We start from the raw sequence: 16,290 nt of genomic DNA, 5'->3' as shown, positions 1-16,290 counted from the left end.
GTGTCGACTAGGTCACAGCCGTACTTCCATGGGGTGGACCCTGGTCTAAACGTTCGAGTGAAAGGACTTTGGGCCCTTCCGCTCACACAATCACACGCAGTGCACGGCGTACGCCTGTGAACGTCACGCTTGTGCGCAGTCCGAGGTGGTCGCCGTCCATCTGGAGGGGGAGCGGCACCTTCGAATGCAAGGTGAAGTCGGTCAGGTCATGCAGGGACAGGGCGCGCTTGCCATGGGGGCCGCGCTCGGGGGACGAAGTGAGCAACTGGGTGGCATACCGGGCAACCGCGGCCGTCGACATGCGGTTGAGGCCGAGTACGTCGAGCCCGGTATCGAACGAAGCCTTAGGCGACGCGTACACCGGACGATTGCCGAGAAACGTCCAGGGCGAGGTGTTGCAGATTATGGACAGCACAAGATCGGTGACCGGGTCCTGGCCGGGCCGCTCCAGTGTGATCATTCCGTGCCTGCGATGAGGTTCGTCCAAAAACTGACGTACCACTTGGCGCAAATAGAGGGCATGGGTGGAACGCTTGCCGCGCTCACGCTGCTGCTCGACCCGGCCGATCACCCCCGCGTCGAAGCCGAGCCCCGCGCAGAACGTGAACCAGCGGGAAGGGACGGCTTCGTCCTCGGTGCCCGGCGTGCCCGCGGCGAGACCGAGGCCGATCGCGCGCTCACGGTCCTCTCTGAGCGCGTCCAGCAGGGCGCCGGTGGCCTCCACGGCATCGTTGGGCAGGCCCAGGGCGCGGGCGAAGACATTGGTGGAGCCGCCGGGGACCACGGCGAGACGGGGCAGACGGTCCAGGTCGGGGCCGTTGTGCAGCAGGCCGTTCACGACCTCGTTGACGGTGCCGTCGCCGCCGAGCGCGACCACCAGTTCTATGTCGTCGCTCTCCGCCGCCTGCCGGCCGAGGTCCCGGGCGTGCCCGCGATACTCGGTGGTGACCACCTCGAGCTTCATCTCGCTCGCCAACGCGTGGATCAAGACATCGCGCGTGCGCGCACTTGTGGTGGTAGCTGCCGGATTGACCACGAGAAGTGCACGCATGCGATGCAGCGTACCTACCGAGGGGTACCGGTCCCAGACCGAGTTAGGGATCCGGTAAGAGATAGGGGCGTGAGTCTCGACACGGTGAGGTGCGGGAGGCGGCGGGGAAGCGGCCGGGGTCCGGCGGTGCGCGGGTACCCGAGGGCTACCCTTCAGGGGTGAGCGCTGAGCAGATCCCCACCCCTGACGCCCCCGCCGCCGAGCCCCGTCCTGGACGGCTGACCGTCGCGGCCGCGCTGGCCGCGCTGGAGGGGCTGGTCCTCGCCGTGGGGGGCGTGTGGATGGTCGTCCGGGGGTTCACGGGTGACTCGGGGGACCGGCAGCAGGGCGTGACCCTGGGCGTGACGCTGATCGTGCTCGCGCTGCTGCCCCTGCTGGCCGCCCGAGGCCTGCTGCTGCGGCGCAGCTGGAGCAGGGGCCCCGCGGTCATCACCCAGATCATGGCGCTGCCCGTCGCCTATAGCCTGCTGCAGGCGGACAGCGTGGCGATCCCGGCCGGAATCGCCCTCGCGGCGGTCGCGCTCACGGCGCTGGTCCTGCTCGTCAACTCCGAAACGACCCGGGCCCTGGGCATCCGCGGCCCCGGCGCCACCGAGGAATCCAAGTAGTTCCGGCGGTTCTCGGCGGCGCGTAGGAAGCCGAGGGGTCGGCTACTCCTCGACCAGGAGCTTTTCGCGGAGCTGGGCGAGGGTGCGGGCCAGTAGGCGGGAGACGTGCATCTGGGAGATGCCGACCTCCTGTGCGATCTGCGACTGGGTCATGTTGCCGAAGAAGCGGAGGAGAAGGATCCGCTTCTCTCGTGGGGGGAGGTCCTCGAGCAGGGGCTTCAACGACTCCCGGTACTCGACGCCCTCCAGGGCCTCGTCCTCCGCACCCAGGGTGTCCGCGACCGCCGGGGACTCGTCGTCCGTGTCGGGGACGTCCAGGGACAGCGTGGAGTACGCGTTGGCGGACTCCAGGCCCTCCAGGACCTCCTCCTCCGAGATGGCCAGCTTCTCGGCCAGCTCGTGGACCGTCGGGGAGCGCCCGTGCTGTTGCGACAGCTCGGCCGTGGCCGTCGTCAGGGCCAGGCGCAGTTCCTGCAGGCGCCGCGGCACCCGTACCGCCCAGCCCTTGTCGCGGAAGTGCCGCTTGATCTCGCCGACGACCGTCGGAGTCGCGTACGTCGAGAACTCGACCCCGCGCTCCGGGTCGAAGCGGTCGACCGACTTGATCAGACCGATGGTCGCGACCTGGGTGAGGTCGTCCAGCGGCTCACCGCGATTGCGGAAGCGGCGCGCGAGGTGCTCGACGAGCGGGAGGTGCATGCGGACCAGCTGATTGCGCAGCTCCGCGTACTCCGCGCTGCCGTCCTGCAGCTTGCGCAGCTCGATGAACATCGCCCGCGCTCCGCTGCGGTCCTGCGGGTCGTGCTGGATGTGCTGGGCGCTCGGCCCGTGCTGCGTGCCCTGCACGCTCTGCACCTCTGGCTTGTCGTGTCGCTCGTGCTCGCTCATAGTCCCGCCCGTCACCAGCCGCCGTCCTTCCGAGGACGTGCTCCGCGCGGCAGCCTCCGGATCCCGTTGCCCGTCGTCCTGGCCGGAGGGACTCTCCTGCTCGTCCTCCGGGTGCGGCCGGGCCTGTTCGGGGATGCCGTCGACGTCTTCCACCGCGCGCCGCGGCCCGTCGAGGCCGTCGACACGTCCGGCGGGAAGCTCCCGTGTGCCGCGCTCTTCGTCCCGCACCGGCCCGTCCCCGTTCCTCACGCCGGCCCGGGTCCCGCGCCGCGCTGTTTGTAGAGGCTGATCGAAACGGTCTTGTCCTCGGCGACGGTGGAGTCGACCTTGCCCGCGAGCGCCGACAGGACGGTCCACGCGAACGTGTCCCGTGACGGAGCGTGACCGTCGGTGGTCGGAGCGGAGACCGTCACCTCGAGCGAGTCGTCGATGAGCCGGAAGACACAGCTGAGCACCGATCCGGGGACGGCCTGCTGCAACAGAATCGCGCAGGCCTCGTCCACCGCGATGCGGAGGTCCTCGATCTCGTCGAGGGTGAAGTCCAAACGGGCTGCGAGACCGGCCGTAGCCGTACGCAGCACCGACAGGTAGGCACCCGCGGCCGGCAGCCGGACTTCCACGAAGTCCTTCGTCGCGGGCTCGCCTGCGATCTGGGACACCCTCACCTCCAAGGTGGTACAAGCTCTTTCGAGCTCTTTCGAGCTCTTTCGGGGCCGAGGGTCGCCCCCCGGGGTAACGCGCTAGGTGGTTCAGCGGTGACGCTACCGCGCTCCCAGGTTTCCTGTCCGGGGGACCCCGCCCCTTGCTGTCACTCATAGTAAGCCTATGAGCACGGACAGTGGCTAGGGGTCTGCGGCCCCAAATAGGAAGAGCGCGCGCCGGGTTGACGTACCCAGGCGTCAGACGGTCGAACCGTCCGGGCCGTGGGTCACACCAGTACGTGGTCGACGAAGCACCAGCGCCAGCTCTCACCGGGCTCGAAGGTACGCATCACGGGATGTCCGGTCTCCTTGAAATGCTCCGTCGCGTGCCGCAGCGGCGAGGAGTCGCAGCAGCCGAGGTGCCCGCATGTCAGGCACAGCCGCAACTGCACCGGATGTGTACCGGCGGCCTGGCACTCCAGGCAGGTCTCGCTCAGGGGCCCGGGTTCTGGGTGCTGCAGCTCGTCGGCGTGCGTGCACTGTTTCATGATTGCCAGGTTACGTCGGGTGTGCGGGATGCCGCGCGAAAACGAGGGCGGGCGGAAGACGATGCACGTTTTGCCACTGCTGTTGCTGGTCGCGGGAAGCGCCGCGGTCGCCGGGTACGCCCGTCGCACCCCGGTGCCGGCGCCGCTGTTGCTCGTCGCGGCGGGCCTGGTCGTCTCGTACGTCCCTGGAGTGCCCGGGTACGAACTCGACCCGGGGATCGTGCTCCCGTTGGTGCTGCCTCCGCTGCTGTACACGGCGGCCACCGACAGCTCGTATCTCGATCTGCGGGCGCATCTGCGGCCCATCGCGCTGCTGTCGGTCGGGTACGTGCTCTTCGCGACGCTCGCCGTCGGCTGGGCCGCCTACCTGATCGTGCCCAGCCTGCCGCTGCCCGCGGCGCTGGTGTTCGGGGCGGTGGTGGCGCCGCCGGACGCCGTCGCGGCCACGGCGGTGGCGCGCCGGGTGGGACTGCCCTCGCAGATCACCACGATCCTGCAGGGCGAGTCCCTGGTGAACGACGCGACCGCGATCACCGCCTACAAGGTGGCCCTGGCCGCCGCGGTCGGCGAGGGCGCGACCTGGGCGGGCGGCATCCGCGAGTTCCTGCTCGCGGCGGTCGGCGGCGTGGCCGTCGGCCTCGTCCTGATGGTGCCGATCCACTGGCTGCGCACCCACCTGAAGGAGGCGCTTCTCCAGAACACGCTCTCCTTGCTGATCCCCTTCGTCGCGTACGGGATCGCCGAGCAGCTGCGCGCCTCCGGAGTGCTCGCCGTGGTCGTCGTCGCGCTCTACCTCGGGCACCGTGCGTGGGAGGTGGACTTCGCGACCCGGCTCCAGGAGGAGGCGGTGTGGAAGATGGTCGCGTTCGTCCTGGAGTCGGCGGTGTTCGCGCTGATCGGACTGCAGCTGCCGGTCGTCCTCAAGGGCCTCGGCGACTACGACGGTGCCACCGTCGTCTGGTACGCGGTGGCCGTCTTCCTGGCCGTGGTCGCCGCCCGGTTCGTCTGGATCTATCCCGCCAGTTTCCTGCCCCGGATCCTGTCGGCACGCATCCGGGAGCGGGAGGGGACCCTGACCTGGAAGGGGCCGTTCATCATCGGCTGGGCCGGAATGCGCGGGGTGGTCTCGCTCGCCATCGCCTTCTCCATCCCGCTCTCCATGAACGACCGTATCCCGTTCCCGGATCGCAACCTCATCCTCTTCCTCACCTTCACGACCGTCATCGGGACCCTGGTCGTGCAGGGGCTGACGCTGCCCCCTCTCATCCGCCTCCTGAAGCTGCCGGGGCGCGACGCCCAGGCCGAGACGCTCGCCGAGGCGAACGCCCAGGCGCAGGCGTCCCGGGCCGCCGAACGGCGCCTCGACGAACTCCTCGAAGACGAGCGCAACGCCCTGCCCCCGCCGCTCGCCGACCGGCTCCGCTCAGTCCTGGAACGCCGCCGCAACGCCGTCTGGGAACGGCTCGGCGCCGTCAACCCGGTGACCGGGGAGACCGCCGACGACACCTACCGTCGCCTCTCCCGCGAGATGATCAGCACCGAACGCGAGGTCTTCGTGAGGCTCCGCGACCACCGCTACATCGACGACGAAATGCTCCGCACGCTCCTGCGCAGACTGGACCTGGAGGAGGCGGCGGCCTACCGGGAGGCGGCGTGACGGCGCCTTCGCGTGCACGCGCCGGGCGCACGACGGGTACGGCCGCGTCGGCGGTCAGGAGAACGGCGCCCCGGTGATCACCGCCGCCACCGTCGTTCCCGGTGCGAACGCCCCCTCGTTCGCCAAGACGACAAGTCCGTACAGCATCTTGGCGACATAGAGACGTTCCACGGGCAGGCCGTGGCGTTGTTCGAAGTCCTCGGCGAAGGTGTCGAGTTCGGGTGTGGTGCGGGCGTAGCCGCCGAAGTGGAAGCGGTCGTCGAGGGACCAGGCGCCGCGCCGGCCGCCGAAGGCGGACTCCTGGAGGGCGCTTATGTCGGCGCCCAGGAAACCGCCCTTGAGGACGGGGATGCCCAGCGCCCGCTGGTCGGGGGCGAGGCCGGCGGCCAGGCCGGCGAGGGTGCCGCCGGTGCCGCAGGCGAGGGCGGCCACGTCGACACCGGCGTGGCCCCGCAGCTCCGCGCCGAGCTCCTGACAGCCGCGTAGGGCAAGGGCGTTGCTGCCGCCCTCGGGGACGACGTACGCGTCCTCGGCGTCCACCGAGCGCAGCAGGGCGGCCAGCGTCTCCGGTCGGCTCTTGCGGCGGTACATCGATCTGTCGACGAAGTGCAGTCGCATACCGTCGGCCGCGCAGCGGGCCAGCGAGGGGTTGCGGGGGCGGTCGGCCAGCTCCTGACCGCGGACCACCCCCACGGTCGTCAGCCCGAGGAGGCGGCCCGCGGCGGCGGTGGCGCGCAGATGGTTGGAGTACGCGCCGCCGAAGGTGACAACCGTGCGGCCCGCCGCCGCGCGGAGGTTCGGGGCGAGCTTGCGCCACTTGTTGCCGATCAGCTCCGGGTGGATCAGATCGTCCCGCTTGAGCAGCAGCCGCACGCCATGGCGCGCGAAACGCTCGTCCGCGACCTCACACAGCGGCGAGGGCAGTCGCGGCCGCAGACCGGTCGGGTCGAGCGCTTCGGGGACGTCCGGAGCGGCCGGGGTGTTCGGGCCGTCCGGGGTTGCGGGGCTGGGCACCCCACCATTGTCGGACACCTGTCCGGTATGCGGGCAGCGGCCCCGCACCCGTCCGTCACTTGAGGCGGTCGCGGACGCGCTCTCTCATCGAGGCCATCGTGAAGCCACGCGGGTCGATCTTGCCCGGCTGCCACTCCAGGTGGCCGATGACCGAGCGCTCCGTCCAGCCGTGGTGGCGGCAGATCGCGGCCGCGACCTTCTCGACGGCCTCCAGCTGCACCTCGGGCCACGGATCCCTTCCGTCGCCGAGGTTCTCGCACTCGAAGCCGTAGAAGTGACGGTTGCCGTCGGTGTTCGCCTCGTTCTCCGGCGGGAGCGCCTTCTCCGCGATCACGGCACGCAGCACGTCGTCGTCACCCGGACCCGCGTGATTGGCCCGGCCGTAGCCCACGAGATGCACGACACCGTCCTTGGTGATGACGCCGTGACACAGCGGACCGGGCAGGTCCGAGCGGCCCTCACGGCAGATCGCGACGGTGTGCTCGCTGCCCGAGGTCACCGTGTGGTGGATCATCACGCCGTACACCGGACCCCATGGCCCCTTGTGATTGCGGTTGTGATGCTCCCAGTCGCCGACCTCGACGACGGTGACGCCTTCCTCCCTGAGCCGGTTCAGGAAACCGCCCGCGGACATGGGTGGGGCCATGACCGCCTCCTTCGCACTGCGCGCCGGCCACCGGTCGCGGCCGTCTCGTACCGCGGCTTGTACCCGGAACCGGAGGCTCCGGCCCAGTCGCTCGTGCGGCGTGCGAGTTGATCCGGTCAGGGGTGCGGGCGCGTTCGACCAGCGCGTTCACGGCGCTTTCGCGAGGCCCGTCAGGAGTGCAGGAACGCGTCCCCGTGCGCGGCGATGTGGCTCTCCAACGCCTGGAGGGCCTGCTGGGTCGCCTCGGGGGAGCCGCTGCCGCGTCGCTCCGCGTAGTACGCCGCGCCCAGCCTCTTCAGGAGGTCACCGCCCGCACGCTGCGCCTGCACCTCGTCGATCTTCTGCTTGCCCTGCGTGAGCCCTCGCTGCGCCTGTTCCTTCGCGCGGTCCAGGAAGCCTGCCATTGCCGTCTCCTGTCATCGTCCGTCACCGCGTCAAACGGTTGGCCGGATCTCGGAGTTCCCGCGCGCAACGGCTCAGGGCTGTTCGACGGCGACGGCTCCAGCTGTTCGATCGATCGACAAAAGCGGACCCTCTGCCCAATCCCCTGTGATCCATTCCCGCTCATTCGTGTAATAGCACCGGCACGCTCCGTGATGGAAGGCTGGTCGGCGCAGATCAGTGCACGACCGGGAGGGCAATTTTCATGTCGGTAGGCGAAGAGGTCCGTGCGGGTCAGGGCAAGCCGCAGCAGAGTCTCGGCACATCGGCCGCGCGGAACCTGGCCACCACCACCAAGTCCGCACCCCAGATGCAGGAGATCAGCTCACGATGGCTGCTGCGCATGCTTCCGTGGGTGAACGTGCAGGGTGGCACGTACCGCGTGAACCGGCGGCTCAGTTACTCCGTGGGTGACGGCCGCGTGACGTTCGTGAAGACCGGTGACCGTGTGCAGGTCATCCCCGCGGAGCTCGGCGAGCTGTCCGTGCTCCGCTCGTTCGAGGATCAGGAGGCACTCGGCGAGCTCGCCCAGCGGTGCCAGCAGCGGGAGTTCGCGCCGGGCGAAGTGCTCGCCTCGTTCGGCAGTCCGTCCGACGAGGTGTTCCTGCTCGCGCACGGCAAGGTGGAGAAGATCGGCACCGGTCCGTACGGCGACGACGCGGTCCTCGGTGTCCTCGCCGACGGCGCGTACTTCGGCGAGCAGGCGCTCATCGACCCGGACGCCATCTGGGAGTACACGGCCCGCGCCGTCACCGCGGTCACCGTGCTCACGCTGCCCCGCCGGGACCTGGAGCAGGTCGCCGAGCGCTCCGACTCCCTGCGCGAACACCTCGCGGAGCTGCGCGCGATTCCGGAGCAGCGCACGAACAAGTACGGCGAGAAGGAGATCGACCTCTCGGCCGGCCACACCGGGGAGCAGGACATCCCCGGCACCTTCGTGGACTACGAGGCCGCGCCGCGCGAGTACGAACTGAGCATCGCCCAGACCGTGTTGCGCCTGCACACGCGTGTGGCCGATCTCTACAACCAGCCGATGAACCAGACGGAGCAGCAGCTGCGCCTCACCGTCGAGGCGTTGAAGGAGCGCCAGGAGCACGAGCTCATCAACAACCGGGAGTTCGGACTGCTCAACAACTGCGAGTACGACCAGCGGCTCCAGCCGCACGACGGCGTGCCCAGCCCCGACGATCTGGACGAGCTGCTCAGCCGCCGGCGCGGCACCAAGCTGCTCCTCGCCCACCCGCGCGCGATCTCCGCGTTCGGCCGCGAGTGCAACAAGCGCGGACTGGTCCCCGAGAGCATCGAGGTCGCGGGCAACCGCATCCCGACCTGGCGCGGCGTGCCGCTGTTCCCGTGCAACAAGATCCCCGTCAGCGACACCCGTACGACTTCGATCATCGCCATGCGTACCGGCGAGGCCGAGCAGGGCGTCATCGGCCTGCAGCAGGCGGGCATCCCGGACGAGATCGAGCCGAGCCTGTCGGTGCGCTTCATGGGCATCAACGAACAGGCGATCATCTCCTACCTGGTGACGGCGTACTACTCGGCCGCGGTCCTTGTGCCGGATGCCCTCGGCATCCTGGAGAACGTCGAGATCGGCCGCTGGCGGTGACCTTCCCGACGCCGGCCGCGGTGTTCCCGCCCGACCAGGCGGGAACACCAGGGACGAGGCAGAGTCTGGCCGAGACCCCGGACGGGCGGGGCCTCATCGGCAAGCCCATGGACGGCAGGACCGTGGACAGCGGTCCCAAGGACGGTGGTCCCACGGACGGGCGGCCCATGGAACGGCAGGTCCCGCCCGGTCCGCCCGACGGACAGGAGGCGACGAGCATCCTGGAGCACGCCCGGGCGTCCGTCGACCCCGAGCTGCGCAGGGCCATCGACTCGCTGCCGGGCTCCATGCGCCGGGTCGCGCTCTACCACTTCGGCTGGGAGCACGCGGACGGCACGCCGGCGGTGGGCAACGCGGGCAAGGCGATCCGTCCGGCCCTGGTGCTCACCGCCGCGGGAGCGCTCGGCGGTCAGCACACGTCCGCCGTGCGGGCGGCGGCCGCCGTGGAGTTGATCCACAACTTCACGCTGCTGCACGACGACATCATGGACCGGGACACCACCCGCAGACACCGCCCCACCGCGTGGACCGTGTTCGGCGAGGCCGACGCGATCCTCGCCGGGGACGCCCTGCAGGCGCTCGCCCAGCGGCTGCTCGCCGAGGACTCGCACCCGGCGTCCCAGGCCGCCGCCGCCCGGCTCTCGTCCTGCGTCGTCGAGCTGTGCGAGGGGCAGCACGCGGACACGGCCATGGAGAGGCGCGGCCCCGCCGAGGTCACCCTCGACGAGGTGCTCGCCATGGCCGAGGCCAAGACCGGCGCACTGCTCGGCTGCGCGTGCGCGCTCGGCGGGCTGTACGCGGGGGCGGACGAGCAGGACGTCGACGCGCTGGACGCGTTCGGCCGGGAGGCCGGGCTCGCCTTCCAGCTGATCGACGACGTGATCGGGATCTGGGGGGACCCGAGCCGCACCGGCAAGCCGGCCGGGGCGGACCTCATCGCCCGCAAGAAGTCTCTGCCCGTGGTCGCCGCGCTCGCCTCCGGCACCCCGGCCGCGACGGAACTCGCCGAGCTGTACGGAGTTCCCTACGAGGAAGGGGAGCTGGAGCGCACGGTGCTGGCCGTCGAACGGGCGGGCGGCCGTGACTGGGCGCAGCTCCAGGCGGCCGACCGGATGTCCCGGGCGATGCACGAGCTGTCCCGGGCGGTCCCCGACCCGGAGGCGGCGGGCGGCCTCCTCGCGCTCGCGGAGTTCGTGACGCGGCGCAACAACTGAACCGTTGAACCCGTTGAACCCTTCAGAAGGGCGGTCGAAGACCCCGTGGCCTTTGGGGCCGTACGGCACCTGACCTCCGTACGGCACCGGGCTCCGGTCGGAGCGGGTCCCGCGCATCCCCACGGTGCGCGGGGCCCGCCCCTCTCCGGCCCGGACAGGCCTTAGGCTGCAACAGCCGTACTGTCAACGGCGGTTGAGGCGAGAGGGTGGGACATGGGTGTGGCGATCCGGACGGCGGGCGAGGGTGATCGGGAGCTGGTCACCCGGTTGCTCGACGAGGCGTTCCACAACGACCCGGTGAGTGTCTGGGTCTTTCCCGACGCGGCGCACCGCCGCGCCAAGCACCCCGGGTTGATGGGGATGTTCACCGAGGTCGTGCTCGCCGAGGGCCGCATCGACATCACGGAGGACGGCACGGCGTGCGCGCTGTGGCTGTCCGTGCCCGCCGACGCCGGCCACGCCGACGACGGTCCGGTACAGCTGCGCGAGGCCGTCGATCCGGACAACGAGCGGGTCGAGCTGATAGGCCGGCTGACGGCCGGGATCCACCCCGCGGGCCGCGCCCACGAGTACCTGTGGATGATCGGGGTGGCGCCGGAGCGCCAGGGCGAGGGCCTCGGCACCGCGCTCGTCCGGTCGGTCCTCGACCGCTGCGACCGCGAGGGCCTGCCCGCCTATCTCGAGGCGAGCAACGCCCACAGTCGCCGGCTCTACGAGCGTCTCGGCTTCGACCTGACCGGGCGCCCCCTCGACCTCCCGGACGGCCCGCGGATGTGGCCGATGTGGCGCGAGCCGCAGCCCGAGCGGGGAGCCTGACCGGGCCCGGGCACGGGGTCTTCGTGCGGACGTACAGCGGGAAGCGCTGAACCGTCTCCCGCTCTACCCTGAAGTCATGGGCACCGATGAGCATGTCTGCCCCGCCTGCCGGCAGCCGGTCACCACCGTCGTGCGGCGCCACAAGACGCTGGGCGCGTTCGTTCCCGTATGGGGTCCCGGCCCCTGCCACAACCCTGAGTGCGAGGCGTACGTCGGGGAGCCCCGGTCCGGAGCCGGCGCCTCCCGGCCCGTGCGGGGGACCGGATCCGGACCCGGCGGGGAGCCCCGGGAGCCCGGGGAGCAACGCGGGGAGCAGCCCGGGAAGTCGGCCGCGGAAAAGTGATGCGTGCGCGCCCCGGCCCGGAGCGGGTCACCGAGATCGCCGAACGCGTCACCCGCTGCCCCGCCCCCGAGGGCGCCACGAACTACCCGGTGGTCATCCGCCCCATCCTGGATGCCGCCGGGGACGCGGTACAGGCCTTAGCGTGGCGGCATGTCCGAACCCTTGTTGCACCTCACCGAGCGCTCCCTGTGGGACGCGGCCCGCGCGTCCGGCGCGTACGAGATGTCCACCCGTGGCCGCACCCTCCAGGAGGAGGCCTTCATCCACTGCTCGCTGCGACACCAGGTCCCCGGGGTCGCCTCCTTCCTGTACGGCGGGTACGACGGCCCCGACGAGCTGGTGCTCCTGGTCATCGCCCCCGAGCGGCTGGACGTGCCGGTGCGCTACGAGGCGGTCAAGCCCGGGGGCGAGGAGTTCCCGCACGTCTACGGGCCGATTCCGGTGGCGGCCGTGGTGGACGTCGAGGTGTGGGAGTCCGCCTCCTAGAGCTGTCCGTCGGATCAGCTGGGGGCCGGGAGGCTGCCTGTCGCCGGGTCCCGGCCGGTCAGGCAGTAGGTGCCGCCGACCGGGTCCCGCATGACGGTCCAGCGGGCGCCGTGGCCGACGAGCACGGCACCGAGCCGCTCGTGGTGGGCGCGCACCGCCTCGATGTCCGAGCAGGCGATGTCGAGGTGGGCGGAGGCGGGACGGGCCGTGTCGAGGCGTTGCAGGAGGATGCGGAAGGGGAGCCCCGCGGGCGGCCGGAGCAGGTGGAATTCGGGGAACGCGCCGGCGTGCGACTCCCATCCGGTCAGGGCGCTCCAGAAGGCGACTTCGGCCTCGAAGCGGGTGGGCGCCACGTCGAGGCACACCTGGTCGAGGCGGCTGGTGGCGCCGGTGGGTCCCGGGACGACCGGTGGCCGCGCCGACTCGCCGTGCCACCGGACCGCGCAGAACAGCCGACCGCCCGGGGAACGCAGAACGACCAGGCCCTCTTCGGCGGCGACGATCTCGGCGCCGAGCCGCCGGGCCGACTCCGCAAGCGCGCGTACGTCCTCGACGGCGAGGTCGAGATGGGCGCCGCCGTCGCCCGAGCCGACGCCCTGCGCTTTGACACCGGCATCGGTGCCGGACGGCAGCAGGGTCACGAACTCGCCCTGCTCACCGCGCGGTTCGGACAGTGTCGTCGCCGTGACGGCGGTCCAGAAGCCGCAGGCGCGGGCGAAGTCCTTCATGGGGCGGTCGATGAAGGCGTAGGTCCATCGAATGGGTTGAGCCATGGGTCGTTTCCCGCTCCCTCAGACGCCGTGTGAGGCTCGTACCGTCTCCTGCCCGATCAGTCCGCGCAACGAGGTTTTCATCCGTGAGACGAAGGCGTCCCGCGCGTCGGGGGAGAGGACGTCCAGGGACAGATACGGGTTCAGGTCCTCCAGCTCCACGAGGAGCAGCTCGTCGTCGGGGGCCCGGCAGGCGTCGACGCGCTGGATGCCGTACGCGATGTCGTTCCAGTCGACGAACCGCTGTGCGAACTCCCGGTCGGGCCCGGTCGGCTCGTACGGCTCCAGGGCCCAGCGCTCGTCCGGGCGAGGGGCGTACAGCGCGTACTGGAAGGTGCGGTCGACGAAGTAGAAGGACACCTCGTAGCGGAAGTCGATGCGCGGCTGGACGAGGATGTTGCCGTACGACAGTTCGGGCAGCCGGTCGCGCGGTACGAACTCCAGGCCGATGGAGTCCGCTCCCAGCTTGGGTTTCACGACGTAGGTGTCGACGTCCGGCAGTCGGCCGAGGTCGTCGGCGCGGTCGATGGTCGGGATGACGGGGAACCCCGCCGCGGTGAGCTCCAGCAGGTACCCCTTCCCCGCCATGTCCCCCTTGCCGGACAGCTGGTTGTACACGCGGACGCCTTCCAGGACCGCCTGCTTGCGGAACGCGTCGTACTCCGCCTGGTAGTGCAGCACCGGCCCGCTGTTCCGCACGACCACGGCGTCGAAGCCGGTCATCAGCGCGCTCGCGTCCAGGGGGTGGCATACGGCGAGGTCGAACTCCTCGCGCAGCCGGGAGGTGAGGAAGATGTCCTCGTCGCAGTACCGCCGCCCCTTGGCCGGGTAGGCCAGGTCACTGACGTAGAGGACGCGGGGGCGCGCGGACGGCATCGATGACTCCTCGGACTGCGGGACTTCAGACGTTCCGTTCCATGGGCGACGCGCTCCCACGGAACACACGGACGTAGTCTGCCTCCCGCCGGCCGAGGCGGGGGTGGCCGGGGTCAGGCATCTGGGCGTTCGGTGAAGCGGAGGAGGTTGCCCGCCGGGTCGCGGAAGGCGCAGTCGCGGACGCCGTAGGGCTGGTCCATCGGTTCCTGGAGGACGTCGGCGCCGGAGGCGCGGACGCGTTCGTAGAGGGCGTCGCAGTCGGCGGTCGAGAAGATGACGCCGCGAAGGATGCCCTTGGCGAGGAGTTCGGCCATGGCCTGTTTGTCGGCGGGGGAGATATCCGGGCTCGCGGCGGGGGGTTCCAGGACGATCTGGACGTCCGGCTGGAGCGGGGAGCCGACCGTCACCCAGCGCATCCCCTCGAAGGCGACGTCGCCCCGGACCTCCAGACCCAGGACGTCCCGGTAGAAGGCGAGTGCCTTGTCATGGTCGTCCACGGCGATGAAGCACTGTGAGAGTTTCAGGTCCATGGCCCCACGCTAGAGGCGTGTACCCGGTTCCGCTTCAGGATTGCGGTGGCGGGTCGGGCGGGTGAGGCGCTGGGCCACGCACGGCGGGATCGGCGCGCCGTGGTCGTGAGGCCGGGCCCGGTACGCGCTCGGGGTCTCGCCGACCAGCTCCGTGAAGCGGGAGCTGAACGAACCGAGCGAGGTACAGCCCACGGCGAGGCAGACCTCCGTGACCGTCAGGTCACCCCGCCGCAGCAGGGCCTTGGCCCGCTCTATTCGGCGGGTCATCAGATAGGTGTACGGCGTCTCCCCGTACGCCGCCCGAAAGCTCCGCTGGAAGTGCCCGGGTGACATCAGCGCGGTGCGCGCGAGCGCGGCGACGTCCAGCGGCTCCGCGTACTCGCGGTCCATCCGGTCGCGTGCCCGGCGCAGCCGGACCAGATCCTCCAGAGTCATTCGTTCAGAATGGCACGCGCCACTGACAGGGCACCGGTGACTCGGGGCGTCGGGCCGCATCGAGAAAAGAAGACCGCACCCGCTCCGTCATGGACGCCGTGCTCGGCGGCCTGCGGACCGGGTGCGGACAGGTAGGCGATGCGACCCGCGAAAACGCGGGTCAGACGGCCTGGGCAAGGATCAAGCCTTCTTGGTCTCCCAGAAGATCTTGTCGATCTGGGCGATGTAGTCCAGCGCCTTCTGGCCCGTGGCCGGGTCCGTGGACGCCTTGGCGGCCGAGAGGGCCTTCAGGGTGTCGTTGACCAGCTGGTGCAGCTCCGGGTACTTCTCGAAGTGCGGGGGCTTGAAGTAGTCGCTCCAGAGCACCGACACGTGGTGCTTCGCGAGCTCGGCGCGCTGCTCCTTGATGACGGTGGCGCGGGCCTGGAAGTGCGGGTCGTCGTTGGCGGCCATCTTTTCCTGGACGGCCTTCACCGACTCCGCCTCGATGCGGGCCTGGGCCGGGTCGTACACACCGCAGGGCAGGTCGCAGTGCGCGCTGACCTTGACCTTGGGGGCAAACAGGCGGGAGAGCATTGAGCTGTCCTTCCTCGTGATCGTCTTCTCAGGTGGGACATTACTCCGTGGGAGACGTCTTTTCTCGAGTGCCCCCATGGGCTTAGGACAAAAGTCCAGGGTGAAACTGGGACTGGTGGAGGATGGACCGGGGAGGTGCCGGTGATGCCGGAGCTGTCGCAGGAGACCGAGCGTGGGAGGGCCGTGCTGCCGTTCGGGGCGGCCGAGGTGAGGGGGCCCTCCATGGTGCCCACGCTCCAGCACGGAGATCGGCTCGTCGTGCAGTACGGGGCCCGGGTCAGGCCCGGCGACGTGGTCGTTCTGCGCCATCCGTTCCAGCAGGACCTGCTGGTCGTGAAGCGGATCGCGGAACGGCGGGAGGGGGGTTGGTGGGTACTCGGGGACAACGCCTACGCGGGTGGGGACAGCACCGACTACGGGACGGTTCCCGAGGACCTCGTCCTCGGGAAGGTGCGATTCCGCTACCGGCCCCACCTGCCGGGTCAGCGCTCGCCGTTCGCACTCGTCCGCTGGGTGCTCGCCGCCGCCAGGCCGGTGCTCTCCGACCGGTCGGCCTCCAGGCGTTTGCGGGCCCGGTAGGCGGCCACGTTGGCGCGGGTCGCGCAGCGGTCCGAGCAGTAGCGCCGGGAGCGGTTCGTCGACGTGTCCAGGTACGCGTTGCGGCAGGGGGTCGCCTCGCAGAGACCGAGGCGGTCCACGCCGTACGACGTGAGATGGAAGGCGAGTCCCATGGCGGCGATCGCCGCGTAGCCCGCCGTCGCGTTCGACGGGTGGTCCGCCAGGTGCATGTGCCACAGCGGGCGCCCGTCGTCGTCCCGGTGGTCGTGCCCGGAGATCTGCGGGCTGACGGGGAACTCCAGGAGGAGTGAGTTCAGCAGGTCCACGGCCAGGGTCTCGTCGCCGCCGTCGGCCGCCTCGAAGACCGCGCGCAGCCGGCCGCGGACCGACCGGAAGCGGGTGACGTCCGCGTCCGTGGCGCGGCGGGCCGCCGAGGAGTTCCCTCCGAAGAGGTCCCGGACCGCCTCGACCGAGGTGAGCGAGTCCTTGCCCCGGGTCGGCTCCTCGGTGTTGACGAGGCGTACCGCGTAATCCGAGTAATAGGCCAGTTCCACTTGTAGTCCTTACGGTGGCGCTCTAT

General features: G+C 70.5%; 21 protein-coding genes. 8 read left to right on the top strand and 13 right to left on the bottom strand.

What is annotated here, in order from left to right; translation table 11 throughout:
- Positions 1–82: 82 nt before the first annotated feature.
- Positions 83–1,051, bottom strand: a complete 969-nt coding sequence (locus tag OG819_RS06125) for a diacylglycerol kinase family protein (RefSeq protein ID WP_266648375.1) — start codon at positions 1,049–1,051, stop codon at positions 83–85.
- A 158-nt stretch (positions 1,052–1,209) separates the two neighbouring features.
- Here OG819_RS06125 and OG819_RS06120 point away from each other — a divergent pair, with 158 nt between their 5' ends.
- Positions 1,210–1,659, top strand: coding sequence for a hypothetical protein (locus OG819_RS06120; protein WP_266431606.1), 450 nt, complete (start codon positions 1,210–1,212; stop codon positions 1,657–1,659).
- A gap of 42 nt (positions 1,660–1,701) precedes the next feature.
- On the opposite strand, the gene OG819_RS06115 is transcribed toward OG819_RS06120, so the two are convergent.
- From OG819_RS06115 to OG819_RS06105, 3 genes are all read right to left on the bottom strand, one after another.
- Positions 1,702–2,796, bottom strand: a complete 1,095-nt coding sequence (locus OG819_RS06115) for an RNA polymerase sigma factor SigF (protein ID WP_266431605.1) — start codon at positions 2,794–2,796, stop codon at positions 1,702–1,704.
- Positions 2,793–3,206 carry an anti-sigma regulatory factor gene (locus tag OG819_RS06110; RefSeq protein WP_054228129.1) on the bottom strand — a complete coding sequence of 138 codons (414 nt, stop codon included), beginning with the start codon at positions 3,204–3,206 and terminating at the stop codon, positions 2,793–2,795. The genes OG819_RS06115 and OG819_RS06110 overlap by 4 nt, the downstream gene beginning before the upstream one ends.
- A 269-nt stretch (positions 3,207–3,475) precedes the next feature.
- Entirely contained in the window at positions 3,476–3,736 is a 261-nt protein-coding gene (locus OG819_RS06105; RefSeq protein WP_266431604.1) for a UBP-type zinc finger domain-containing protein, read from the bottom strand.
- Between the two features lie 61 nt (positions 3,737–3,797).
- On the opposite strand from OG819_RS06105, the gene OG819_RS06100 reads away from it, so the two are divergent.
- Positions 3,798–5,393, top strand: a complete 1,596-nt coding sequence (locus OG819_RS06100) for a Na+/H+ antiporter (protein WP_266628478.1) — start codon at positions 3,798–3,800, stop codon at positions 5,391–5,393.
- Between the two features lie 54 nt (positions 5,394–5,447).
- On the opposite strand, the gene OG819_RS06095 is transcribed toward OG819_RS06100, so the two are convergent.
- The 3 genes from OG819_RS06095 to OG819_RS06085 form a co-directional block, all read right to left on the bottom strand.
- Positions 5,448–6,329, bottom strand: coding sequence for a pyridoxal-phosphate dependent enzyme (locus OG819_RS06095; RefSeq protein ID WP_266652587.1), 882 nt, complete (start codon positions 6,327–6,329; stop codon positions 5,448–5,450).
- 133 nt (positions 6,330–6,462) lie between these two features.
- Positions 6,463–7,053 (bottom strand): N-acetylmuramoyl-L-alanine amidase, encoded by a 591-nt coding sequence (locus OG819_RS06090; protein ID WP_266628480.1) that lies wholly within the window; start codon positions 7,051–7,053, stop codon positions 6,463–6,465.
- 170 nt (positions 7,054–7,223) lie between these two features.
- A complete protein-coding gene (locus tag OG819_RS06085) occupies positions 7,224–7,457 on the bottom strand; it encodes a hypothetical protein (protein WP_266431601.1) in 234 nt (77 codons plus the stop codon).
- A 242-nt stretch (positions 7,458–7,699) separates the two neighbouring features.
- Here OG819_RS06085 and OG819_RS06080 point away from each other — a divergent pair, with 242 nt between their 5' ends.
- The 5 genes from OG819_RS06080 to OG819_RS06060 all read left to right on the top strand — a co-directional run bounded on the left by OG819_RS06080 (position 7,700) and on the right by OG819_RS06060 (position 11,965).
- Positions 7,700–9,106, top strand: coding sequence for a family 2B encapsulin nanocompartment shell protein (locus tag OG819_RS06080; RefSeq protein WP_266648372.1), 1,407 nt, complete (start codon positions 7,700–7,702; stop codon positions 9,104–9,106).
- A 167-nt stretch (positions 9,107–9,273) separates the two neighbouring features.
- Positions 9,274–10,320, top strand: a complete 1,047-nt coding sequence (locus OG819_RS06075) for a family 2 encapsulin nanocompartment cargo protein polyprenyl transferase (protein WP_266634661.1) — start codon at positions 9,274–9,276, stop codon at positions 10,318–10,320.
- Positions 10,321–10,533: 213 nt separating this feature from the next.
- On the top strand, positions 10,534–11,136 hold the full coding sequence (locus OG819_RS06070; RefSeq protein WP_266648370.1) for a GNAT family N-acetyltransferase: 603 nt from the start codon (positions 10,534–10,536) through the stop codon (positions 11,134–11,136).
- A 76-nt stretch (positions 11,137–11,212) separates the two neighbouring features.
- Positions 11,213–11,479, top strand: coding sequence for a hypothetical protein (locus tag OG819_RS06065; protein ID WP_266628488.1), 267 nt, complete (start codon positions 11,213–11,215; stop codon positions 11,477–11,479).
- A 150-nt stretch (positions 11,480–11,629) separates the two neighbouring features.
- Positions 11,630–11,965, top strand: coding sequence for a DUF952 domain-containing protein (locus OG819_RS06060; RefSeq protein WP_266648368.1), 336 nt, complete (start codon positions 11,630–11,632; stop codon positions 11,963–11,965).
- Positions 11,966–11,979: 14 nt separating this feature from the next.
- Here OG819_RS06060 and OG819_RS06055 read toward each other — a convergent pair whose 3' ends face one another.
- The 5 genes from OG819_RS06055 to sodN all read right to left on the bottom strand — a co-directional run bounded on the left by OG819_RS06055 (position 11,980) and on the right by sodN (position 15,152).
- Entirely contained in the window at positions 11,980–12,738 is a 759-nt protein-coding gene (locus tag OG819_RS06055; protein ID WP_266648366.1) for a VOC family protein, read from the bottom strand.
- An 18-nt stretch (positions 12,739–12,756) separates the two neighbouring features.
- On the bottom strand, positions 12,757–13,611 hold the full coding sequence (locus tag OG819_RS06050; protein WP_266648364.1) for a hypothetical protein: 855 nt from the start codon (positions 13,609–13,611) through the stop codon (positions 12,757–12,759).
- A 113-nt stretch (positions 13,612–13,724) separates the two neighbouring features.
- Positions 13,725–14,141: a VOC family protein gene (locus tag OG819_RS06045; protein WP_054228118.1), complete on the bottom strand. Its 417-nt coding sequence runs from the start codon at positions 14,139–14,141 to the stop codon at positions 13,725–13,727.
- 9 nt (positions 14,142–14,150) lie between these two features.
- Positions 14,151–14,576: a helix-turn-helix transcriptional regulator gene (locus tag OG819_RS06040; protein ID WP_266431591.1), complete on the bottom strand. Its 426-nt coding sequence runs from the start codon at positions 14,574–14,576 to the stop codon at positions 14,151–14,153.
- Between the two features lie 180 nt (positions 14,577–14,756).
- Positions 14,757–15,152, bottom strand: coding sequence for a superoxide dismutase, Ni (gene sodN, locus OG819_RS06035; RefSeq protein WP_020136639.1), 396 nt, complete (start codon positions 15,150–15,152; stop codon positions 14,757–14,759).
- Between the two features lie 144 nt (positions 15,153–15,296).
- Here sodN and sodX point away from each other — a divergent pair, with 144 nt between their 5' ends.
- Entirely contained in the window at positions 15,297–15,731 is a 435-nt protein-coding gene (sodX, locus tag OG819_RS06030; protein WP_266628497.1) for a nickel-type superoxide dismutase maturation protease, read from the top strand.
- Here the strand turns inward: sodX and OG819_RS06025 are convergent.
- Complete coding sequence (locus OG819_RS06025) at positions 15,635–16,264, bottom strand: CGNR zinc finger domain-containing protein (protein WP_266628499.1); 630 nt, start codon at positions 16,262–16,264, stop codon at positions 15,635–15,637. The two genes, sodX and OG819_RS06025, sit on opposite strands and share 97 nt — an antisense overlap.
- Between the last annotated feature and the right edge of the window lie 26 nt (positions 16,265–16,290).

Origin of the sequence: Streptomyces sp. NBC_01549 (assembly GCF_026339955.1) — a bacterium.
In the GTDB taxonomy this organism is placed as follows: Bacteria; Actinomycetota; Actinomycetes; order Streptomycetales; family Streptomycetaceae; genus Streptomyces.
This window is presented reverse-complemented; position numbering and strand designations above follow the sequence as displayed.